General features: G+C 56.9%; 27 protein-coding genes. 10 read left to right on the forward strand and 17 right to left on the reverse strand.

Annotated features, from left to right (window positions below):
* Positions 1-44: 44 nt before the first annotated feature.
* Positions 45-806 carry a CPBP family intramembrane glutamic endopeptidase gene (locus RSB01_RS01775; RefSeq protein ID WP_332619540.1) on the reverse strand — a complete coding sequence of 254 codons (762 nt, stop codon included), beginning with the start codon at positions 804-806 and terminating at the stop codon, positions 45-47.
* A gap of 153 nt (positions 807-959) precedes the next feature.
* Here RSB01_RS01775 and RSB01_RS01780 point away from each other — a divergent pair, with 153 nt between their 5' ends.
* Positions 960-1,913, forward strand: coding sequence for a glycosyltransferase family 9 protein (locus tag RSB01_RS01780; RefSeq protein ID WP_332590219.1), 954 nt, complete (start codon positions 960-962; stop codon positions 1,911-1,913).
* 88 nt (positions 1,914-2,001) lie between these two features.
* Positions 2,002-2,574 carry a dual specificity protein phosphatase family protein gene (locus tag RSB01_RS01785; protein ID WP_332590220.1) on the forward strand — a complete coding sequence of 191 codons (573 nt, stop codon included), beginning with the start codon at positions 2,002-2,004 and terminating at the stop codon, positions 2,572-2,574.
* A 6-nt stretch (positions 2,575-2,580) separates the two neighbouring features.
* Here RSB01_RS01785 and RSB01_RS01790 read toward each other — a convergent pair whose 3' ends face one another.
* Positions 2,581-3,234 (reverse strand): glutathione S-transferase family protein, encoded by a 654-nt coding sequence (locus RSB01_RS01790; protein WP_332590221.1) that lies wholly within the window; start codon positions 3,232-3,234, stop codon positions 2,581-2,583.
* A 948-nt stretch (positions 3,235-4,182) separates the two neighbouring features.
* Here RSB01_RS01790 and RSB01_RS01795 point away from each other — a divergent pair.
* The gene (locus RSB01_RS01795) at positions 4,183-5,514 is read left to right on the forward strand and encodes a dihydroorotase (RefSeq protein WP_332590240.1); all 1,332 of its coding nucleotides are present in this window, start codon (positions 4,183-4,185) and stop codon (positions 5,512-5,514) included.
* Positions 5,511-6,242, forward strand: coding sequence for a prephenate dehydrogenase (locus tag RSB01_RS01800; RefSeq protein ID WP_332590222.1), 732 nt, complete (start codon positions 5,511-5,513; stop codon positions 6,240-6,242). Before RSB01_RS01795 ends, RSB01_RS01800 begins: the two co-directional genes overlap by 4 nt.
* 3 nt (positions 6,243-6,245) lie before the next feature.
* Here the strand turns inward: RSB01_RS01800 and RSB01_RS01805 are convergent, their stop codons facing one another.
* Entirely contained in the window at positions 6,246-7,280 is a 1,035-nt protein-coding gene (locus RSB01_RS01805) for a hypothetical protein (protein ID WP_332590223.1), read from the reverse strand.
* 454 nt (positions 7,281-7,734) lie between these two features.
* Between RSB01_RS01805 and RSB01_RS01810 the strand changes: the two genes are divergently transcribed.
* Positions 7,735-8,925, forward strand: a complete 1,191-nt coding sequence (locus RSB01_RS01810; protein WP_332590224.1) for an MFS transporter — start codon at positions 7,735-7,737, stop codon at positions 8,923-8,925.
* On the opposite strand, the gene RSB01_RS01815 is transcribed toward RSB01_RS01810, so the two are convergent.
* Genes RSB01_RS01815 through RSB01_RS01830 form a run of 4 tightly spaced genes read right to left on the reverse strand, consistent with a single transcriptional unit; the run spans position 8,922 to position 10,858 of the window.
* Positions 8,922-9,668: an alpha/beta fold hydrolase gene (locus tag RSB01_RS01815; protein ID WP_332590225.1), complete on the reverse strand. Its 747-nt coding sequence runs from the start codon at positions 9,666-9,668 to the stop codon at positions 8,922-8,924. The two genes, RSB01_RS01810 and RSB01_RS01815, sit on opposite strands and share 4 nt — an antisense overlap.
* The gene (locus RSB01_RS01820; RefSeq protein ID WP_332590226.1) at positions 9,665-9,880 is read right to left on the reverse strand and encodes a hypothetical protein; all 216 of its coding nucleotides are present in this window, start codon (positions 9,878-9,880) and stop codon (positions 9,665-9,667) included. Before RSB01_RS01820 ends, RSB01_RS01815 begins: the two co-directional genes overlap by 4 nt.
* Positions 9,881-9,893: 13 nt before the next feature.
* On the reverse strand, positions 9,894-10,571 hold the full coding sequence (locus tag RSB01_RS01825; RefSeq protein ID WP_332590227.1) for an SdpI family protein: 678 nt from the start codon (positions 10,569-10,571) through the stop codon (positions 9,894-9,896).
* Positions 10,568-10,858, reverse strand: a complete 291-nt coding sequence (locus tag RSB01_RS01830; RefSeq protein WP_332590228.1) for a metalloregulator ArsR/SmtB family transcription factor — start codon at positions 10,856-10,858, stop codon at positions 10,568-10,570. Before RSB01_RS01830 ends, RSB01_RS01825 begins: the two co-directional genes overlap by 4 nt.
* A 23-nt stretch (positions 10,859-10,881) precedes the next feature.
* Between RSB01_RS01830 and RSB01_RS01835 the strand changes: the two genes are divergently transcribed.
* Positions 10,882-12,576 carry a recombinase family protein gene (locus RSB01_RS01835; RefSeq protein ID WP_332619847.1) on the forward strand — a complete coding sequence of 565 codons (1,695 nt, stop codon included), beginning with the start codon at positions 10,882-10,884 and terminating at the stop codon, positions 12,574-12,576.
* Positions 12,577-12,598: 22 nt separating this feature from the next.
* Positions 12,599-12,805: a hypothetical protein gene (locus RSB01_RS01840; RefSeq protein WP_332590230.1), complete on the forward strand. Its 207-nt coding sequence runs from the start codon at positions 12,599-12,601 to the stop codon at positions 12,803-12,805.
* On the opposite strand, the gene RSB01_RS01845 is transcribed toward RSB01_RS01840, so the two are convergent.
* Entirely contained in the window at positions 12,802-13,677 is an 876-nt protein-coding gene (locus RSB01_RS01845) for a site-specific integrase (protein ID WP_332590231.1), read from the reverse strand. The two genes, RSB01_RS01840 and RSB01_RS01845, sit on opposite strands and share 4 nt — an antisense overlap.
* The gene (locus RSB01_RS01850) at positions 13,674-14,030 is read right to left on the reverse strand and encodes a hypothetical protein (RefSeq protein ID WP_332590232.1); all 357 of its coding nucleotides are present in this window, start codon (positions 14,028-14,030) and stop codon (positions 13,674-13,676) included. Before RSB01_RS01850 ends, RSB01_RS01845 begins: the two co-directional genes overlap by 4 nt.
* 129 nt (positions 14,031-14,159) lie before the next feature.
* Between RSB01_RS01850 and RSB01_RS01855 the strand changes: the two genes are divergently transcribed.
* Positions 14,160-14,441: a hypothetical protein gene (locus RSB01_RS01855; protein WP_332625008.1), complete on the forward strand. Its 282-nt coding sequence runs from the start codon at positions 14,160-14,162 to the stop codon at positions 14,439-14,441.
* A gap of 56 nt (positions 14,442-14,497) precedes the next feature.
* Here the strand turns inward: RSB01_RS01855 and RSB01_RS01860 are convergent, their stop codons facing one another.
* The 4 genes from RSB01_RS01860 to RSB01_RS01875 are packed head-to-tail and all read right to left on the reverse strand — an operon-like array spanning position 14,498 to position 15,481.
* On the reverse strand, positions 14,498-14,704 hold the full coding sequence (locus tag RSB01_RS01860) for a hypothetical protein (RefSeq protein ID WP_332590233.1): 207 nt from the start codon (positions 14,702-14,704) through the stop codon (positions 14,498-14,500).
* Positions 14,701-15,000: a hypothetical protein gene (locus tag RSB01_RS01865; protein WP_332590234.1), complete on the reverse strand. Its 300-nt coding sequence runs from the start codon at positions 14,998-15,000 to the stop codon at positions 14,701-14,703. Before RSB01_RS01865 ends, RSB01_RS01860 begins: the two co-directional genes overlap by 4 nt.
* Positions 14,997-15,341: a hypothetical protein gene (locus RSB01_RS01870; protein ID WP_332590235.1), complete on the reverse strand. Its 345-nt coding sequence runs from the start codon at positions 15,339-15,341 to the stop codon at positions 14,997-14,999. The genes RSB01_RS01865 and RSB01_RS01870 overlap by 4 nt, the downstream gene beginning before the upstream one ends.
* On the reverse strand, positions 15,326-15,481 hold the full coding sequence (locus RSB01_RS01875) for a hypothetical protein (RefSeq protein ID WP_332590236.1): 156 nt from the start codon (positions 15,479-15,481) through the stop codon (positions 15,326-15,328). The genes RSB01_RS01870 and RSB01_RS01875 overlap by 16 nt, the downstream gene beginning before the upstream one ends.
* A gap of 245 nt (positions 15,482-15,726) precedes the next feature.
* On the opposite strand from RSB01_RS01875, the gene RSB01_RS01880 reads away from it, so the two are divergent.
* Positions 15,727-16,086: an HNH endonuclease signature motif containing protein gene (locus tag RSB01_RS01880; RefSeq protein ID WP_332590237.1), complete on the forward strand. Its 360-nt coding sequence runs from the start codon at positions 15,727-15,729 to the stop codon at positions 16,084-16,086.
* A gap of 210 nt (positions 16,087-16,296) precedes the next feature.
* Here RSB01_RS01880 and RSB01_RS01885 read toward each other — a convergent pair whose 3' ends face one another.
* Both RSB01_RS01885 and RSB01_RS01890 read right to left on the reverse strand, forming a co-directional pair.
* Positions 16,297-16,662 (reverse strand): hypothetical protein, encoded by a 366-nt coding sequence (locus tag RSB01_RS01885; protein WP_332590238.1) that lies wholly within the window; start codon positions 16,660-16,662, stop codon positions 16,297-16,299.
* The gene (locus RSB01_RS01890; protein ID WP_332590239.1) at positions 16,659-18,041 is read right to left on the reverse strand and encodes a hypothetical protein; all 1,383 of its coding nucleotides are present in this window, start codon (positions 18,039-18,041) and stop codon (positions 16,659-16,661) included. Before RSB01_RS01890 ends, RSB01_RS01885 begins: the two co-directional genes overlap by 4 nt.
* A 1,143-nt stretch (positions 18,042-19,184) precedes the next feature.
* Here RSB01_RS01890 and RSB01_RS01895 point away from each other — a divergent pair.
* Positions 19,185-19,787, forward strand: coding sequence for a hypothetical protein (locus RSB01_RS01895; protein WP_332625009.1), 603 nt, complete (start codon positions 19,185-19,187; stop codon positions 19,785-19,787).
* A 37-nt stretch (positions 19,788-19,824) separates the two neighbouring features.
* On the opposite strand, the gene RSB01_RS01900 is transcribed toward RSB01_RS01895, so the two are convergent.
* Entirely contained in the window at positions 19,825-20,058 is a 234-nt protein-coding gene (locus RSB01_RS01900) for a hypothetical protein (RefSeq protein WP_332619564.1), read from the reverse strand.
* A 284-nt stretch (positions 20,059-20,342) separates the two neighbouring features.
* Positions 20,343-21,416, reverse strand: a 1,074-nt coding sequence (locus RSB01_RS01905; protein WP_332625011.1) for a zincin-like metallopeptidase domain-containing protein, incomplete at its 5' end; no start/stop codon positions are given.

Consider the following 21,416-nt stretch of genomic DNA (forward strand, 5'->3'; position numbering starts at 1 on the left):
GTTGAATGCGGCGGGCAATAACAGCGCTCTGATTTCAGCCCAAGTTAAGCTTCTGCAATGCGGGGCGGGGCCATCTTCTTCGGCATCATTTTCCATGTCAGCACAATGGCGGCCACCACAACGGCCAGACGCAAACCGTTCCCCAGCCAGCCACCCAGCGCTGTCTCCCCCAGCGCAAACACGATCCATAGGCTGTTCAGCCCCATATGCAGCAGCACCGGCGGCCACAGATTGAAGCGCCAGCGCACGAACAGCCACCCGAACAACAGCCCGCCCAGCGCCGTGATGGCCACAATCCCTGCGGCATCCATCGGGTTCTGGCCCTGCGCCATATGCACAATGCCGAACATCAGGGCAGGGGCCAGACACGCCACCCACCAGCGCCAGTGCGCCAGCATCACCAGCGCCCCGACCGCCAGTCCGCGATAGACCACTTCTTCGATGAGCGGGAAAACCGCGCCCTGCCACAACACCGTATTGGCCGAAAGATCGGGTGCCACAGGGGCCATCAGGGCCGCCGCCACCGCGGCGGGCACCAGAATGATCGCCGCCCAGATCACAGGCCGAACCGGCGATGCCGACAGGCCCGCCAGCTTCCACAACGCCACCGGCCCCTTGCGGGCTGCCAGCAAGATCAGGGCGGTCATCACCACAAGGTCTGAAAGATTGACCAGCAACGATGCCAGATAGGGCGTCTGGATACCCGTCAGATGCGGCCTCAAGACCGGCCCGCTAAAGGTCGTCCACAACAGGCCAAGACCAACCGCCCCCGCCACCAGAAGTGCGTTTTTGTTTCGCCAGCTCATTTTACCCTCCGGCCCCCCGTCAGGGCTTTCAGGCTAGAGCGTCACTCCGCGTCAGCAAGTGAAGCTTTGGCAATGATCGACGGCATGTCCCGATAACGTTTATTTCAGCAGGCAGGCAGAGAAACCCAGAGAGAATCCCGTTAGACAGGGAATATGAGCGGGCGTTTCCCTATCCTTTATATCGCCGAGGCCGATCCCGAAGAGGCAGTTCTGTCCTCGGGTGTGCTGGCGCATCTGGTGGAAATGATCCCGCATGCGGACTTTACGGTGGTCGGATCGGCGGCGTCTGCGCCGTTGTTTGCCGACTTGCCGCGCCTGCGCCGTCTGATTGTTCTGGACAAGGACGGGCGCTGGGACTGGATTTCCCTGTGGAACCAGGTGCGCGATACCAACTGGGGTCTGGTGGTGGACCAGCGCGGCTCGAACCTTTCGGGCAAGCTGCGGCGCCAGCGCCGCGCCGTGCGCCCTGCGCCTGTGCCGGGCGTGCACTGGGTCGAAGAAGCCGCCCGCGCCATGCAACTGGATGAAATTCCAGCCCCGCACCTGTTCTTCTCGCCCGAAACCATGGCCATTGCCGACAGCTTCATCCCGCCTGCGGCGCTGGATGTTCCCATTCTGGCGATCGGTCCGGGCGTGGACTGGATCGGCAAGCGCTGGCCCGCCGAACGCTATTCCAAACTGGCCGGTGCGCTTTTGGGCCCGACCGGACCCCTGGCGGGCGGGCGTCTGATGATTGTCGGCGAAGAAGCCGACCGCGATGCGGCCCACACCATCCGCTTTGCCGTCAGCCGTGATCGCGTGATCGAGCTTCAGGGCAAGCTGACCCGTCTGCAAACGGCGGCCGCCCTGCGCCACGCTACCCTGTTCGTCGGCGGTGACAGCGTCTGGACCCAGTTGGCCGTAGCCGCCAATGTGCCCGCCGTCGGTGTCTTTGGTCCGTCCGACGACAAGAAACGCCGCCCGTGGACCGGCATCGCCGTGCGCGGCCCACGCACGCTGGACGAATACCGCGAGCTCGACCCGCGCCTGAACCAGCACATCCAGCACATGATGGACCTGCCCGCCGAACGCGTCCTCAAAAAGACGCTCAAAATGCTGGCGGAGTAGGCAGCGCATCCCCATTATCGCGATTGACGCTGCCACTCCGAACCATAAGAGTTTCCGGTAAGCGTTCGATTGTGGTTCAGAGCCGCCTATGAAGTCTCGCAAGGTCGCCGCCATAATGGCCATAAGCGTCACCGCCGCCGCGACGCTCCTCACTCTGGGCTATCTGCAAGGCTTGCAGATCAGTGGCAATTTCCATCCAGTTGTTGACGGCAAAGCCTATCGCTCGGCCCAGCCAAGGGGCGACGATCTGGATCGCTATCAGGCGGCCTATGGCATTAAGACCATCATCAACCTGCGCGGCCAGAGCGACGGTTCCAAATGGTATGATGAAGAGGTTGCCGCGTCGGAACGTCTGGGCATAACCCACGTCAATTTCCGCATGTCCGCCAACAGGGAACTGTCCCGCGAAGACGCCGAAGCCCTTGTCCGTGTGCTGGACGCGGCCGAAAAGCCGGTCTTGATCCACTGCAAGGCCGGATCGGACCGCAGCGGACTGGCCTCCGCCCTCTATATCGCCGCGGTCGAACGTGGCAGCGAACAAGCCGCCGAACGCCAGATATCGCTAAAGTACGGCCACATCTCCCTGCCGGTCAGCTCGACCTTTGCCATGGACAGCACTTTCGAGTTTCTGGAGCCATGGCTGGGCTATCATGCATCGTAACCGCTCCTAGTCGCGGTCGGGCGCGCCCAGCGGGAAATAATGGCGAAAGCGTCTGGCTTCATCCACGGCCCGTGCAAAGGATGGCCGCTGTAAAAGTCGCGCCCGATAGGCCTGCAGGTTGCCGTATGTCTCGGAAATAGGGTGGGTCCAGTCGGCATAGAACAGCGACGGTGCGGCGGCACAGTCTGCGAGGCTGAAAGTCTCGCCCGCCGCCCATGTGCGGCCCTGCATGTGCTGGTCCAGCCACGCATAGCTGGTGTCCAGCATCTTGCGGGCTTCCTCCACACCATGCGGATCGCGGCTTTCGGCCGGTCGCAAGGCATCGGCCACGAACTTGCCCTGAGGCGTCATCACATAGTTGTCGAAGAAACGGTCGAGCATCCGCACCTGAAGCGCCAGATCGGGATCATCGGAGATCAGCTTCACAGGCCCCGGATAATGGATCTGCAGATACTCGATCACGATAGAGGCTTCCAACACCACACGCCCTTTATCGCGCAGGATCGGAAATTTTTTCATCGGCCACAGCGATGCGAGCGTCTCGCCGACGCCGGGGTCTTCCAGCATCCGGTAACGGAACGGAACATCGTTCTCGTAAAAGGCGATGAGCGCCTTTTGACAGTATGACGAGAACGGATGGGCGAAGAGTTCGACAGTCATCTCAGCATCCTCGTTGCACGAGTTTGGCCAAGACGCTGACAGCTTTTGCCGCTCCTGAACAGGACGTATGCGAGGAGGTGCCCTATCAGTTTGCCCAACAGACCCATACGCTTGGCTTGCCCTGACCAGAACTTACGCACGACCGCTCCCAAAGGCGGCCCCCGCTTGTGAGCCAAGAGCGGCGTGTTGGAATGGCCGTGCTATAAGAGAGAATGCCAGTCCATATGTGGGGCTAAATGTCCGTTTTCCGACCGATAACGGAATATCTGCTCCCGACCCGTTGCAGTCGTTGTAATCCCCAAAACGTTAGCCTACCGTCGATGTCGCTATGGAGGTTCGCATGCTCAGGTTCATCTTAGCTGTCGTTATGCTTTTGACCGCCTTTCGTCCAAGTAGCGCGCAAATCGTTCCGGACAACGTTTATAGTCCGGCAAACGGCCCTGCGGAGATGTGTGGCATCGTTGGGAGAGACGCAGCCGATCTTCTGGCAAAGGCGCGCCAGTCAGCAGACTTAAGGGCCGCAAACATCTCCTCTGATCGCTTCGAATTGTTCGAGGGTGGAAATCCTCTTAGATTTCAACTTTTAGCTACACTACCCGCCGAGCCCGCATTTCCTGCAGTGTCTTGTCGCGAGGTGTACGAGAAAGACGGAGCATTGCAAATGAAGCGAACCATGCGCTGCGATGCCGATCGCACGGCCTGCGACGCATTGTTCCTAGAGCTTCAAGACTTAGATGCTCAAGTGACGCGAGCTATGCGCGGCGGGAGACGCTAACGGCTCGCCCGCTTTCCACCCCTAACCGTCATTCCCAAGGTCCGCATTCCGGCGCTTAAACCAAGGCGGACGATGTAATCTGACCTTCGCCTTTCACTCACCATCTATAAGGCGTAGAAGCAGGTCCGACTGTAATCCTTCCCGTCGGAGCGCCTGCCATGACCCAATCCCCAATGAATCAGACCTATGACCTGATCGTTCGCGGGGGCGAGGTGGCCAACCACGCAGGGCGCGGCAAGGCGGATGTCGGCGTGATCGACGGCAAGATCGCCTTTATCGGTGATCTGTCCCAAGCATCGGCGGGCGAAGTGTTTGACGCTACGGGCCTTCTGGTTTTGCCGGGTGTGATCGACACGCAGGTCCACTTCCGCGAGCCGGGTTTGGAATGGAAAGAAGACCTCGAGACCGGTAGCCGTGGTGCCGCTCTGGGGGGTGTGGTGGCTGTGTTCGAAATGCCGAACACCCAGCCCAACACCACCAATGAAGCCACGCTTCAGGACAAGCTGAAACGCGCGGGCAACCGCATGTGGACCGACCACGCCTTCTATATCGGCGGCACCCACGAAAACGCCGACCATCTAGGCGAACTGGAACGCCTGCCGGGTGTGTGCGGGGTCAAGGTCTTTATGGGCGCTTCGACCGGCGATCTGCTGATTGCCGATGACGAGGGCGTGCGCAAGGTTCTGACCAATACCAAGCGCCGGGCCACCTTCCACTCCGAAGACGAATATCGTCTGGTGGAACGCCGCGAACTGGCCCGCACTGGCGACTGGACCAGCCACCCCGAGGTCCGCGATGCCGAAAGCGCCATCCGTTCCACCCGCCGTCTGGTGGGCCTCGCCAAGGAAACCGGCGCGCGTATTCACGTGCTGCACGTTACAACGCGCGAGGAAATGGAATTCTTGCGTTTCCACAAGGACGTGGCGACCGTTGAAATCACGCCCCAGCACCTGACCTTGGTTGGTCCTGAAGCCTATGAGCGCCTTGGCGCCTATGCCCAGATGAACCCGCCGATCCGCTCGCAGGAGCACGTCGATGCCCTGTGGCTGTGGGGTATTCAACAGGGCGTGGCCGATGTGCTGGGTTCGGACCACGCGCCGCATACCAAGGAAGAAAAGTCCAAGCTGTATCCTGCCTCGCCGTCGGGTATGCCGGGCGTGCAGACCTTGGTGCCGCTGATGCTGGACCATGTGAACAAGGGCCGCCTGTCGCTGGAACGCTTCATCGACCTGACCTCGGGCGGCGCACAGCGCGTGTTCGGCACCGCCAATAAGGGCCGCATGGCCGTCAGCTATGATGCCGACCTGACCATCGTGGACATGAAAGCCACCAAGACCATCACCCACGAGCAACAGGCCAACCGCAGTGGCTGGACCCCGTTCGACGGTCGCGAAGTCACCGGATGGCCGGTCGCCACCATCATCCGTGGGCGCGTGGTCATGCAGGACGGCGAACTGATCGGCACCGCCCACGGCCAGCCCGTCCGCTTCCAGGAAACGCTGTGAGTTCCAAACCGCGTTTAGGGCTGATCGGTTACGGCGCGTTCGGGAAACTGACGGCGCAACACCTGTCGGCCCATTTTGATGTTCGCGCCTATGATCCCTTGTTGGCGGCGGATGATGACTATGTCACTGCCGTTTCGCTGGAGGATGCTGCCGCCTGTCCGGTGGTGATATTGGCCGTTCCGGTTGGTGTGCTGGAGCAGACGCTGGTCCAGATCGCGCCCATGCTGACGGCGGGGGCGCTGGTGATCGATGTCGGCTCGGTAAAGGTCAAACCCGCCGAGGCCATGCTGCGTCTGCTGCCCGACCATGTCCGTATCGTCGGCACCCATCCTCTGTTCGGCCCGCAATCGGCAAAGGACGGCCTGGCAGGTCTGCGCATCGCTGTGTGCGAGGTGAGGGGGGCCAAAGACGCCCGCCGCACCGCCGCATGGTGCCGCAAAATGCTGGCCCTCAAGGTCTTTAACGTCACCCCCGAGGATCACGACCGCGAGGCCGCCACCGTTCAGGGCCTGACCCACCTGATCGCGCGGGTGCTGCTGAAGATGGAGCCGCTACCCACCCGCATGACAACGCTCAGTTTCGAGCGCCTGATGCAGGGCGTCGACATGGTCCGCCACGACAGCCCCGCCGTCTATCAGGCCATCGAGCGCGACAACCCGTTTGCGGCAAGCGTCCGTGAACGCTTCTTTGAACTGTTCGATCAGGCACGCGGCGAACTGGACGGCTAACCCCTACCGCGGCGTCAGAATGAAGTCGGCGACGGCTTTGACCACGCCGGTTTCTGGCACGCGCGGCAGGTCGGGGATGTAATCATCAATCGCATAGACGGGCCCCATAGACGGCCGCGCCAAGCGTTCAAAGACCATGATGCTGGCCTCGGACTCTTCCTTATAGGCACCGACGGATTCGATTTCGCTCGGCGAGGCGACGTTTTCCACGATCACCAGGGTGGGCTTATTCCATCCTTCTAGCGAATACAGATGGTGGGGGTGAGCTGTAATATAGTACCGCTGTTCATTGCGGCTAATCGGGCGATTGAGCGGACTTAAGGTTAGCTCCGACACCTCTCCGTTTTCATTGGCAGAGAGGATCTGACGGGTCTTTTCTAGATCGGCCAGTGAGTCTTCTGGAGTGGCTGCACCATCCTTCGGCTCCAGCGATGTCCTGATTTCCATGAGCGTTTCGCGACGGCGGCGGTTACGCTCCTGCGCGATCTGTCTATCGAGGTCGTCGAGTGCCGCTTTCCTTGGTTGAACCAACTCCGAAAACTTTTCGTGCCAGAAGTCCGTTATGATCCGCATGTCATAGATGGGCGACGTGATTGCAGGGGTGAAGGCGACAAGGCCACAGATTTTGGGGTTCTCACGGGCGACAGCGTGGCTGACCAAGGTGCTTTGATAATAGGAGGCGAGCCACACGCAGGACTGCGCGGTGTTATCCGCCAACTGTCCGGCCCAACCCACAATGTGCTGCCCATAGTCAGACAGGTCGGATGCAGTATCTGGCAACGGCGGTGCCGCATATCGAACAGAGGCGATTCCTTGCTCGGCCAGTTGCTCCCCAAGGGTGCGTTTAGCGCTGCCTATGTAGCCGTACGCTTCATCGCCTTCAGCTGTACCGCCAAGAGGAGAGGGAACGAACAATACCGCCGCCTTGGGTGGCCCCTCAGGCATAACCAGCGTGCCGACCAAAGGAGCAGGCTCCGCAGGCAGCGTGATTTCGGTCGAGACGGGCGAAGCTATGAGGGCGGCGAGCAGGACCAACATGGAACATTGTTATGTTCATTTTTGTCGAGCCGTCCATAGGGGCGCAGCAAATGAAGCCTATCAGCGGTTTGGCGCGTCCGTGGGCTAAGGTGCCGCCTCATTATCTGGGGCGTATGCTTACCCCCGCGGCGCGTCTCGTTCATGTAGCGGGCAGGGGACTGGCCCAGCAGTTTTCGGAACATGGTGATGAAGGCGCTGACGGAGTCGTAGCCGAGATTATAGGCCACATTATGCACCGTGACCCCCCTGATAGCTGGCGCAGGGCCACCGCGTGTATGCTCGGTGGCGTCCAGTTTCGGGGCTCAGACCGGCGCTTCGATAAAGGTCTGCATCACAAGATTGGCCAGATTTCGCAATAGAGTGTCCAAATAGCCAAATCCGGCACGCCTTCCCATTGCTATGTGGTGCGCGTGGCCGTTCTCCCCCGATTGCCTGTCCGATTGAAAAACCTGTCATGATCCAGTCCGCACCCGCGCGACGTTTTACGCTTTATTCCCTGCTGGCTCTGGCGGGTATCCTGCTGTTTGCGGCCAATCTGCGTGGCCCCTTTACGGCGGCGGGCGCGGTGCTGGAGGTCATTCAGGCCTCCTTGCATATCGGGGCAGGGCAGGCGGGCTTGCTGTTGACGCTGCCGGTGCTGGCCTTCTGTGTCATCTCGCCCTTTGCCGCACCTTTGGCACGTCTTTACGGGCTGGAGCGGGTGCTGTTCGGTGCGCTGCTGATCATGATCGCAGGCATTGCCGTGCGGTCCACGGGCTCGGTGTTGGCGCTCTATGCAGGCACCATCATACTGGGGGGCGGGATTGCTCTGGGCAACACGCTGGTGCCCAGCCTTCTCAAGCGCGACTATCCCAACAGCTTTGCCCGCCTGACGGGGGTCTATGCCATCACCATGGGGCTGGGAGCGGCGGCGGCCTCGACCATTATTGTGCCCCTGACACTGGCCTTTGACTGGCAGGTGTCTCTGGGCAGTTTCATCCTGTTGCCGGTGATCAGTGCTCTGGTCTGGTGGCCGCGACTGAAGAATAACGCTGCACCTGCAGAAATCGCCGAGAAGGACACCGCCTCGGCCCCGCTGTGGCGCTCGCCCGTGGCTTGGCAGGTGACGCTGTTCTTTGGCTGCACCTCTTTCAACTATTATGCCTTTACCGCGTGGCTGCCCTCCATTCTGGTCAGTCAGGGCTATTCGCAGGTCGAGGCGGGCAATATGCACGGCCTGCTGCAACTGTGCACCGCCGTGCCGGGGGTTCTGTTGCCGCTGCTGATCACCAGAACCAAGGACCAGAGGGCGATTGCCGCCGGTCTGGCCCTGTCCGGTTTTACCGGCGTGGCGGGGCTTTATCTGCTGCCTGCCTATGCGGTGGTCTGGGTGACGATCTTTGGCATCGGCATGGGCGGGGCCTTCATCATGGCCCTGATGTTCATTGGCCTGAGAACGGGCCATTCCCGGCAAACAGCGCGCCTGTCCGGCATGACCCAGTCCTTCGGCTATATGATTTCCGCCTGCGGACCGGTGACGGTCGGACTGGCGCACGACCTGACCGGCGCATGGCTGGTGCCCTTCATCCTTTGCGGTACCCTGTGCCTGACCGTTGCCACGCTCGGCCTCGGCGCCGGTCGCGCCCGCTATGTGGACGAAGTCTAAAGCGTGTTGTCCTTGATGAAGGCGGCGACGTCTGTGACCACCTGCGGGTCGATCAGGGCATTCGGATCGGCATAGGTCGCAAGGTTGGGACCGCGTTCAAGCGGGGCCTGGGTCAGGACGTGGTTGACGCCCTGCCACAGCTTCATCTGGGCCTTGGGCTGGGCGACGGACAGGGCCTCGGCATCGGCGACGCCGGTCTGTAGGTCGGTGGTGCCCTGACCGATGAAGATCGGTCCCAGATAGTCATGGGCCAGCTTGGCCGGATCGCGCGAAATCCACGAAATCATATAGGGCTGGACCGACGGGCGCAGCAGGCTGCGCAGCATGGGCGAAGGATTGGGGACGGTGCGTCCGGCCTCCAACTCTGCAAGGCCGTCAATGAGCTGGGTTTTGTACGGCTCTGGGGTCTGTGCCAGTTGTTCACGCAGGACCACACCCGCCGGACGCCCCGCGCCCGAGATCAAAACCTGACCGCAGATATTGCTGTCGGTATTGGTCGCCGCCGACTGGGCCACCAAGGCACCCTCGGAATGTCCGATCAGCCAGACACACGGCACATCCAATTGCTGTACCGTATGGGCGGCCCATGCACGGGCATCGTCGATATAGGCATCAAAGCGCAGGTCTTCCTCGCTCGCGGCGGCGGCGGCGCTGCGGGCAATGCCGCGCTTGTCGATGCGCACCGTAGCGATGCCCTGCGCCGCCAGTCCCTCGGCCAGTTGTTTCAGGCTGGCATTTTTCACACCCAGCGGGTTGTTGCCGTCGCCATCGGTGGGGCCGGAACCGGGGATGATGACGGCGGCGGCCTCAAGAGTGCCCTCGGGGCGAAGCAGGGTGCCGTATAGGCGGACGGCTGCGCCGCCATTTCCACCTGCGACGAAACCGGCTCGGCCACAGCGGGTAGGGCGGCCATCAGGCCCATCTGGGCGGCAATCAGTGTCGGGGTCAGTTTCATAGGTCTTATCCGCTCAAAATGATTGGGCTTCGGGATCGTTCTTCCACACGCGCCAGCTTTCATAGGCGCTGAGGATGGCCATCAGCACGACCGCAACGGTCAGGGCGATGAGGCCAAAGGGCTGGGGCGCAAGGGGGCTGGCAATCAAGCCGACCAGACCGGTCCAGAACATCAGCCGACCTGCCAGACGGTTGGACTTGTCCCATGCCAGACGCGACTTGAACGCCCACGGGGTGCGCACGCCGATAAAGGCATTGGGACCGACGCGGCCCAGAATGGCCCCGACCGCCAGAAACACCGCGCCCATAAAGGCCATGGCCCCGCTCAAGGACGTCATGCCCGATGCTGCCGACGGGCCAAGGCTGGACCAGCACACAAAGGCGGCGACGGCGGCCATGATGGCCACGGTGACATATTGCCCGCTGCGCAAAGCCTTGCGGCGCACAGGATCAGGCGTGCTGTCGGCCTGTTTGCCGGTCAAAAAGCCGACGATCAGGTTCAGAACCGACATCCCCGCCAGCACCGCCGCCAGCTCATAGCGCGTGCCATAGCGGTCGACCTGACCTGACGCATCGAAATGCATGGGGATCGGACCGGACGGACCGTGCAGGGCCACCCATATGGCACCGGCCAGAATAAGGGCGCTGACAATAAAACCGAAGACATGAGCGGGATGCAGTTTGGGGTTCACTGGTCGTCCTCCTGCGGGTGTTTGGTGCCGGTCCTGGTCAGGTCCATCAAAAAGGCCATGGCCTCCTCGACGGCAGAAATCTCGAGGCGATAACGCACCGACTGGCCATGCTTTTCGGTCGAAACCAGTTCGGCGTCTTTGAGCGCATTCAGATGGCCGGTAATGGTCGGCCAGCTCATGTCAAAAGCGGCGGCGATCTCGCCAGACCCCATCGGACCCTGCCGCAGCATGGCGATGATGCGACGTCGCACCGGATGGGACAGGGTTTGTATTGTTTGACGACACATCAGGCTAGAGCTATCTAGGGCTTATGAACGTCATAGCTTATGCCCGCTTTTCGACCTCTGAGCAGCAAGAAGGTTCTTCGCTGGCCCGCCAGTTTGAAATCGCTGAAAGCCACGCATCGAAACATGGATGGACCATCACTGAGCGCCTGACCGATGAAGGCCGTTCAGCATTCAAGGCCGCACACAAACGAGAGACCGCTGCACTTGGTCAGTTTCTTCGCGCAGTAGATGATGGGCGATACGGTGATGGGGATATCCTGCTCATTGAAGCCCTCGACCGTCTCTCGCGTGAAGAGCCGATGGATGCGCTCGAAAACATTAGACGCATCACTCGTGCTGGAATTCGTGTTGAGATAATCAACGCGCATATTTCTCTGACACGCGGCTCGTATGAGGCCAATGCGGGATCGCTCGCGCAACTTCTGTTTGGAGCCGCGTTTGCGCACGGAGAATCCAAACGCAAGTCGGAACTTTTAACAGCGGCATGGAAGAAGAAGCGTGAGGCGGGCGAGCTACGCACGACGCATCCCTTCTGGATGGACAAGCACAAGACCCTGATCCCTGAACGTGTCGAAGATGTTCGCCTGATTTTTGATCTGGCTGAGCGTGGCTTTGGTCGGACAATGACCGCTCGTGAGCTCACGCGGATGGGACGAAAATCGTGGGGGAACGCGAGGTTTAAACACGAGTCCGAATGGTGCGCGGCGACTGTCTCAAACGTCATTCGCAATAGGGCAGTTACTGGCGAGTGTCAGGCTATGTCTAATGGAAAGCCGGTGGGGCCGGTTGTCGCGGATTATTACCCGCAAATCATATCTGTGGAGCAGTTTGAACGAGTCCATGCCGCGCCAGTCCGTCGCTTTTCTGAAAAGGGATCGGGTCGGCGGGCGGAAATCGGAAACATCTTCAAGGGCTGGTTTAACTGCTCATGCGGGAGAACGATGCAGTTGGCATGGACGCGAGATAACCGATACCTTCGATGCTCTGGATGGGCCTCAAGGGCTTGTCCAAACATGGCCGGTCGTCGGTCAGGGATGCGATACGAAGTCCTAGAAGAAGGCTTCCTGCGAGCCCTCAAAGAGATGACTTTGGTTGACACTTCCAGCGATCAGAAACGAGAGCTCGAGGGTGATCTGATCGCGGCTGAACGTGGACTTGAAGTGGCTCGCCAGAACACGACGAAGCTAGTCGATATGCTTCTCGATATGGATACGCCAGCCATTCGGCAGAGACTATCTGATGAGGAGAGTAAAGCCCGCGAGCTCGAAAATGAAATCGCTCAAATCAAGCTCGAGCTCACGAGGAAATCCCGCACTCTGGACGATGAACACGCCGAAGCGGTGAACCTCTATGAGCGGTTCTTGGCAGTCAAGGATGACGAGCGGGTGGAGCTCCGCCAGCGTATCAACCAAACCCTGCTTCGGATCATTAAGACCGGCCAGATGTCAGCCGTTGATGGGCGGTTCTCGGTCGTGATGAATGACCTTACCCTGTACCAGTTCACGCACGAGTTAAAGCCGGATGCAGTGAAAAGGAAAGTGGCAGGTACGAAGCCCGCCACAGATTTCCATTGGGTGGCGAAGCGCGTCACGCAGGAGGATGCAGCCATGTATCGCGCCAAGCAGATCACAGCCGATGGTGCTCGAGAGACCTTCGCCCACCTGTCCGATGAGCAGTTTGAAAAGGCTAAGGCGGCTGCGGTTAAGCTGCTAGAGTGAGAAGGTTCGAGGGAGGGAAAAAATGAAAAAGTATGTGCTTATGGCGTCGCTGCTCGCATTGACTGGCTGCGGCGGAGCTTCTGAAAGCTACAAAAGCTGCGTCGAAAAAGGCGAAGCATATTTCAAAGAGATTGAATCGTGGCCGCATCTTAGTGATGGCCGCAACGCAATGAAGGTTATCGTTGACAGGTGCCAGAGGAATGATGGCGCATTTGACGGCCTCGACTAAGCCGCTAGTCCATCCACCATATCGACCAGATCATCAGCCACTAGATGTCCATAACGGTCGGCGGTGATCTGGATCGATGAGTGTCCCGCCATCTTCGAAACCAAAGCAATCGGGTGGCGCTTCATTGCGCGGGTCAAAGTGGTATGTCGAAGGGTATGCAGACCAACGTCCGTCATATCATAGCCACGCTCTGCCATCTCCGATTTCACACGCTCGAGCATAGTCCAAAGGACTTTGGGTGTGAACGGGAACAACCTGCCGGCCCGGTTCACAGCCAACCAATTGAGCTCTTTCGCAGTCGCCTGATCCAGCGGCAAAGAGCGTGGCTTGGTGTTCTTGGTTGTGTAGCGTTCGAACGTAACGAACCACCGATCACCACGCTGCTCGAGATGATCCGGCGTGAGCATCATAGCTTCTGATCGGCGGCAAGCCGTCGCGATGATGAAGCGGATCATCACACGAAAGGCGTTCCAGTCGCGGGCCTGATCAGTCAGGATGAGGTGATCGATCACTTCAAACATGGTTGTCTGCTCCACGCTTGAGACGACGCGATCTTTCACATTTTGGATTTTGAATGATGGGAATGCGGGCTTAGCCGAGAGTACTGGCTGACCATCCTTGCCGGTCATACGCAGGGCTTGTTCCATCGCCTTGCTGAGCGTGTCCATGATGCGTTTTGTAGTGGCGGGTGACTTGCCTTGGGCTTGGAACGCCGTGGCTAGCGATTGCAAGTCGGCGTATGTGATCTGGCGGATATCTTGCCCGCCAATCATCCTTACTAGCTGACGGATGTTGCTTTGTAGCGTGGCTTGCGAACGGTGGTCGCGCCAATATGTGCGCTCGCAATGTTCGAGGAGTGAGGTGACGTTCATGACAATCGCCTCGCAAATTCTTCCGCGATCTTCCGTCCTGCCGGTGTCAGCTTGAGCGTCTTGCGGCGACGATCATCTTCATCTTCTTCGATCACGAGCCAGCCGAGCGCATCAGGAAACTGCTTCGATGGTGCGGTGAAGATTTGATAGGACCGGCCCAGCGACGACCCCAAATTGTCACGTTCGCGAATGTCCGCGACGGTGACTGATTGGCCCATAGCTTCGGCCTCGAGGACACGAGCCAATAACAGAAGCTGTTGAATCGTGACGCGGGATTCCAGATGCTTCGATGCGAGCTCGACCGCCGACGCGAAGGAAGAGAAACGGCGGGCGTGTTGTTTGAAATCGGACATCTGAATCATTCCTTCGCGTTTACGCAAAGAATGAAGCGGTGTGGGCTGGGAGTCTATGAGAAAATCTAGCTGCATAGGGTCGCTCTAACACAATCTTAGCTTTAACGCAATCTTTGTGTTAAATACGCAATGACATTCTTCGCATTCATCCTTCGCACATTCATCCGTCTGATCGACTTCCTCAGCCTGACCGAGGATCGTCTGCCTGATGAGAGAGTCAGGCTGTCCCAGACAAAAATAATGGTGTGGGGTGCGATGCTCGCGGGCATGGCCTTGATGCTGTCAGTGCAAATCTCGGATGAGCCAATGTCCCTGACTGACGCTGGCCTGATAGGCCTACTGACCACCGCAGCCAGCGTAATGAAATGGGCTAGAGATCGTCGGGCTTCGGGGGGCGATGACGATCTCTAGCCGACCATCGCGAGTTCGGGTCGCGAGATCATCTCAATATATCATTGATTTTTAAATCAGTGAATGCGTCGTTTCGCAATGAAGGCTTTGACTTCATCGGTGGTACGGGCATTCTCGAACGCCTCTTCAATGAGGGCCGCGATGTGTGGATCATTCGGGTCTTCGCCTTCGAGGCCAATCGCGGTCATTGAGCGAGCGATCTCAAACAGGCGTTCGGCCAGCGCTCTCTCGAGAGCCTGAACATCATCGTCATTCAGGATCATTGCGATGATCCCGCTGGATCATTGAGACATCCTGTCTGGCGAAGGCGGAGGCATTCATAGGCCTTCACGAGCCAATCATATCGATGGCGGAGATCGTTGTATTGGCGATCCGACTGAACGCCCTCCCGCATATGGCCGTGCAGATCGTGCGAAACCAGCGGTGGTAATGCTACGGCTTCGGCTGACAAGATTGGGGGCAGGGCAGGCAACTCAACCGGCTCCGCTGGCACCTCGACATAGACAGTGCGGGCGCATCCGGCGAGCATCAGACACAAGGTGATAGCGGCGATCTTCATAGTGCTCGCACCTCATTCCGCATGGCAATCAGGGCCGGATCAATCGAGCAGTTCTCGACCTCGACCAGCCGTTCTTCAATGCGTTCGACAATGACTTGTTCAGTGGACCGGCGTTGATCGCGCAGGCGTTTAATCATCCGCTCATAGCCTTGGAATTCCTCGCGCAGTCGCAGCGTTTCTTCGTGATTTTTCTGGCGGATTTTCAAGATGATCTGGGCCTGAATGGCCTGCTCATGAGCACGGCCAGCATCGAACGCATCACTCTTGATATCCATGATGTAGAACCATCCGCCAGCCGCCAGAGTCAGCACGACAGCCAGCACGATCAACGCTTGCTGCATGTGCGATCCTGCTCGCGCAACTGACCGATTGCGATATCGATTTCACGACATCCACGCACCGCTCGAGCCAGCATGTGTCGGGCTTTAATCGTTTTAAGTGCTTGAAGTAGTTCTTTCCGCTGTTCTTGCATGGTTTTCATAGTTCTCTCCCGTTCCTGCATATGTATTTAGCAAAAACAGTCAAAAACAGCGCTTATTCCGAGGTTTTCCGCCCTTACTTCTAAATACCTTTGAGCAATGAGGCTCGAAGGAACTAGAAGAAATGCAATGGAGAACCATTCCAAACACAAAATCATATGAAGCATCTGAGTGCGGTCAAATCCGCAACGCACGAGGCAAGATTCTAAAGCCGCAAAGACACGCGCACGGTTACAGAATACTCGCTGTGAAATTCACCGATGGCACTTACAAATCCGTGACCGTCCATTCGATGGTAGCAGCGGCATGGCATGGCGAACGTCCGTTGGGCTTGGATGTCCATCACATCGACCACGATAAGACCAACAACGCCGCCTGCAATCTCGTCTATATGTCGCGGTCGCGTAACGTCATTGAGAGCAAGATTGAAGCGATGTCGAGAGGCACCATCATTGCTTGGTGCGCAATGGCCGTTGGCCAGACAGTGGCAGTGCCGCAGGATTACAAGTTGAAGCGATTGGCTGATCGTGTGCGAGCGATATCGAAAGCTTTAGGCAGGCAGTTTGAATATTGCGCGATGTCTGGGACGGTCACACGGACTGCCTAAGTTGGAAGAAGCCCCCGAAGTCGGGGGCTTTTTTGTTATGCGGCCACCGCCATCTGAATTGCATATGCAGGGATTATTACGCCGATTTGGCCGGTTGTATAAATAGGTATGCGAGGTGGAGTTGAGACCACCGACGCGATGCTGTGGTTCCTTCGCATCGCGTCCCGCGCAAACAAAAGCCCCACTGGATCAGTCCAATGGGGCTTTTCGTTACATGGACATTTTGGCTTGGAGAACGATTTCGGCAGGGATGTTTGGGATCAAATCTGGATAATCGACTAGTCGATAATGGCCGCGATGAATGATGACTTCGCGCAAGAGCTCATCGGTGGGGCTGTCCATGAACCGCTCGAACAGATCAGGTTCATCTGACGCTAAAGCATCGGCCAGAAATACAGTGATGGGATGCGGTTTTACAATAACGGTGATGATTGGGTGGTGTTGACGAACCGCTGCCAACTGCCATCGAAGCGCATGCATATGCCATTCATGTGACTCGTGGTCTGTGATTTTGATGCCATCGTCTGCAATAGCTCTAAGCACTTCGTCTTTCGGTAAGTGGTCGAATTTCTTCATAAGGCTCCTTTTCTCTTGGCTCGTGCTGCCTTGGCACGAAGTCGGTTTTGCTCTTTGGTTCGTGCGGCTTTCTCTTCCGTCGATAGGACCATCTTGGGACGGCCATTAGGTTTCACCGGCTTCGCTTCTAGCTTCAGATCGACGAACTCCAGCCGAATATCCTCACTCGTGACGTAGCCATTCCTGACGAGGAAATCGGCTGTCTCTTCGGCTTGCTCTTTCGAGAACAGGCATAACTCGAATGTGCCTTGATGGGTGGGATTTCGAAGGGTTCCACGCAACGCAAACTGTGCAATCGCTTCAAGCTCGCGGTCTCTCTTGATATCCTGACGAGTAATCTTTCCGTCGGTCATCCGCTCGAGCAAAACCACTTCATCATTGCTGGCCTGCGCGGAGTAAACGAACACGCCGCGATCATACGTCTGTAGATCGTTGCGTCCGGTCGAAAGGGGTTTGATCTCTGTCCCGCCGAGGTTGTCCTCGATGTATGAGTTTTTCGATGAGTAGGTGAGGGGACTGGCGGCGTTTCTCGACCACCGTGCGATCCGGCTGAGGTTACGCTGGCCGACATCACTTTCGAAGTATGTCCGCGACCCTGACTCTTCACTGAAATAGCGGATAGTGACGGGGCGAGATGTCCAATGACGGGTTGTGGGCCGGTGGTGTGGGACAAACTTCACATTCTGAACGATAGATCCGATTTTGAATGACAGTTTCTCGGGATAGGCATTCGCCAAAATGGTCACTCTCTTGAAGTGTTTGAGCTCTTCGAACGACCAGACCGACCACCATGAGAAGGAGTCGGGATCGTTGGAGTAAGAGAAGACATCCTGCCTCTCGACTAGCCTGCGGAAATCCTTGACCGCATCGCTGATTGTATCGTCGGCGGCATACGCGGTGATGCGCTGTGATTGCGATCTTGATATGCGATAGAGCGAGGGATCATCTGTGGGCTGGTGCTGAAACTGATCGTGGAAATGGGTCAGTCGAGAACCAGTGTTCCATTGTGCGGATTGAAAGATCGAAAAGTCTTCATCGATGACCAATTCCCAATCACTGAATGCACTCGAGAACCGCGAGCAAAGCATCGATTGGTGGGTAATCATGATGACGAAATGGGTGCCATCGGTGGTGTAGTCGTTGGGTATGTTTTCAATCGCCTCAACGACACTTTTAAAGCCGTGTCGGGCCTTCTCATTGATCGTAATGATCGTGGGTTTCATCGACATCGCTTCGAGCTCTGCCGCTCTTTGCTTCATGATATCGACGCGATCAAAAGCGATGATGTAACAGCCTTTGTTGGCCGCGATATGCCGCAGGTATGAGTAGGTTTTGCCGTCGCCGCATCTGCCTGAATCGTAGAAAATTGTCTGTGTCATGTAGCTCCTTCAATGACGCCGATCTGGGTTGAGATGATCGGCCTTGAAGGTATTTAGCTAACATGATGCGGAGATAAGTACGAATAAAATCAGTCACTTAGCGGCGTCACGCATCGGCAGAAGAATGGTGTTGATTCTTTTTGCAGTGCGACGGTGGTGTTGGATTTAGTCACGGAAAAGTACCTGTCTTTAGGTGGTTTAGCGTGACGTTTTCATGGGTCCGTAGGTGATCTATGAGGTGATCTGTCATGTGGACCTATCGGTGGTCCTATGAAGTGATCTGTCAGGTGATGGGATGACCTGATTTCGATCTGTCATATCGACCTTTAGGTGGTTCATATGTGGGGTTTAGAGGTCAAAAACGTCACGGAAAACCACCTGTCTTTAGGTACTTTAGCGTGACTAATTTCTCTGTTTTCCTTCTCTTTCCTCATCCCATACAGGCAAAACAATCGCATCGAGTGAGAGCGAGATGACTTGTCATTGAGCGAGAGTGAAGATGCATCCGAATGGACTGCGAAGCGGGCCATGAGAGATCAGTTATGTGTCAGTCATGGCTATGAATCCGTCACGGAAAAGCATCTAGGTTCTAGATAGTTTAGCGTGACTCAATCACCTCATAATTGCTGTCTGTAGGTATCACTTCGTTCAACCTACATCCCGGCGATTTCCTTCCACGAAATGAGCAAGTCATCTCGTGCCAGTCATCGCAAATTGTCGTTTTGATATGGGATGAGGAAGAGAAGGAAACAGGTCAGGAATCCATAGGTGAATCTGGCAGTCAGATATGACGCGATATGACCCATTGATGACCCATTACGAGGGATATCAAGTCACTTGATCTGGGTCATGACTGGACCTGTAACTGATCCATAACAGACCTATGAATCCGTCATTTCGAAATCACATACAGCCATCACTGGACCAATAACTGGACCTCTCTTTCTGCCGATGCGTGACGCCACATGAAATGACCTGATCGACTAAATACAATTGCGGCTTAGACACCGCCTCCAAATGACTCGAGGGCTACGCATCATAGACCATGCGTAGCCCTATCTTTTGCCGATGCGTGACAGGATGATTTGATTCACTAAATGGGACTGTCGCGTATGATTCGTGACGATTTCAATGGGGAGAATAATGGGCGAAGCTAAACGAAAAAAAGCCAAGGGCATTATCCATAACGGGGTACGTAAGTGGTCTGCCGTTCAAGATTTTGACTTCTGGAAATCTACTGCAATATTACAAAATCATATAGATATGACGCCTTCAACGACACCCCCTCGTCCGGTCGGGATGGGAGTCGCTAGGTTTTGTAAAACGATAAGCGTTGAAGAGCCTGTCTACCTTCCATTTACACATGTGTCAGATGATTACAGGGCCGGATGGTGTCATTTTAACGTAGCTGAGCAGATCAATCGGGCAGGTGGATCGCGCCAGCATGGTTGGATGATTTGGTATCACGAGACGCATCTATCAGCCGAGTTTCATTCTGTGTGGGTGAATGATGCAGGTGATTATATCGATCTGACGCCACGAGTTGATGGCGAAGTCGAAATCCTATTTTTGCCAGATATGGTCACTGGGATCGGCTTTAACGGAACACATGAAACTCTGCCTGTGACTAGAACCGATATCAAAAGAGTCCCTTACACCTCAAACGGTCAGCCATATCCTCAACCAGAAGGACCAGTCGTACTTGATCATTCCACGCCGTTTGGTCACGTCACTATGAGGATATAAGATTAAAGATAAGGGGCCATCTGGCCCCTTATCCTTCTTAGAGCTCTTCACAAATCGAAGTCATAGACTGGCTCGACATACGGCTCGAGAAGAAAGCCTCATCGTGCTCATCCCATGCATCGGATGGCTCATTCCAGACCGCTGCAAAGTCACCTCGCAACTCGCGATCCAAAGCCGCGATCAGCATTTCCACAGTCACCGGATGCATGTTGTCAGATGAGTCCATCGTCGGCACCGCAACATGATCGAAGTATCCGGCTTCCCAAGCCATGCGAGCGGCTGTCTCTAATGACACGCCATCAGCCCTGACTAGCTTCCGGCGGAATGGCGCTTCTCTATGCCAGCGATCCAGATCACGAGCCTTGAGCTCGCCGCCATCATCACAAATCCCTTTCGCGCTAAGGTACTCACATAAGCTAGGATCACGGCGCGGATGGAATGGCCGTATATCGCTCACAGGGGCCGGTTTAACCGTCACTGACACCGTTTCGGGCTCTGTTTTGACCGCAGATGCCCCATTAGAGACTTTGCGCTGTAGGGCGATTTGCCGGGCATTTAGAGGCCTTGCGGAACGGGCAGGGCGACCCTTGAATCCAGCCATACGAGCCCCGAAACGATCCTTGATCGAAGGGCCAGATGGAGGCGTAGGATCGGGCTCATCATCATCTGTTTGATTGGCCGCAACCACCGGCATGATGATTGGTTCACTGACAGGCCGTGACAGATCAGGCAGGCAGATGACACCGGCAAGATCACCACCGGCACCGATACCGGCTTGGCCTCTGCCTCATAGTCACCCGCCATTTCGAACAGATAATCGCAGGCCTGTTGCGCCTTCGAAGCGGCTGTGAAGATGGCTCTTTTATCCGCCTTTAGGACTTTGAGCCATGATGCGAGATAGCTCGCGTGATCATCTCGAGGCTCATCGCTAATGCCTAGTTTGGCGCATGTGAAAGCCGCTGATAGCTCCGCCACCAATTCCTCAAAAGCATACGCCGCATCGCCAAACTTCTTTCCAAACTCGCGATTAAGGCGGGACTCTATGCCGCTCCAGTGGGTGAGCTCATGAGCCAATGTCGCATAGTAACCCTCTGAATCGTGGAAGGCGGAAAACTCGGGCATTTGAATGAAATCGTCACTTGAACGATAGAATGCGCGATTGCCACCGTGGCGGATATCAGCGCCGATATTAGCGGCCCATGCATCGGCCTTCGCGATGCGCTCTTTCGTGTCAATGAGATCAACCGTAACAGGCACGATGAGATGATCGGGAAGGTCATCGATTTGCGCGAGATTGAACACGCTGAACGACTTCAAAAATGGGATTTTGATTTCATCGCCAGCTTCGTTCTCGCGCTCGAGTTGCGAATAGAAAACGATAGTCGAGCTCTTCTCACCCTTGCGGACTTTCGCGCCCATTGCCTTTGCCTGATTAAAAGTCAGCCATTGGTTTGATTGATAGCCGCGCTCTTCGCTCGAGCCCCATAGCAGCAAGGTATTGATCCCGCGATATGGCTTGCCGGTCGATGCATTGACCGGAACAGACAGATTGAAACCGCCGTCTTTCCAGCCCTTTTGCCAAGGCTTCGTGCCCGCCTCGAGCATCCGAATGATGGCGTCGGTGACGAT

Source organism: Brevundimonas sp., assembly GCF_036659295.1.
Lineage (GTDB): Bacteria > Pseudomonadota > Alphaproteobacteria > Caulobacterales > Caulobacteraceae > Brevundimonas.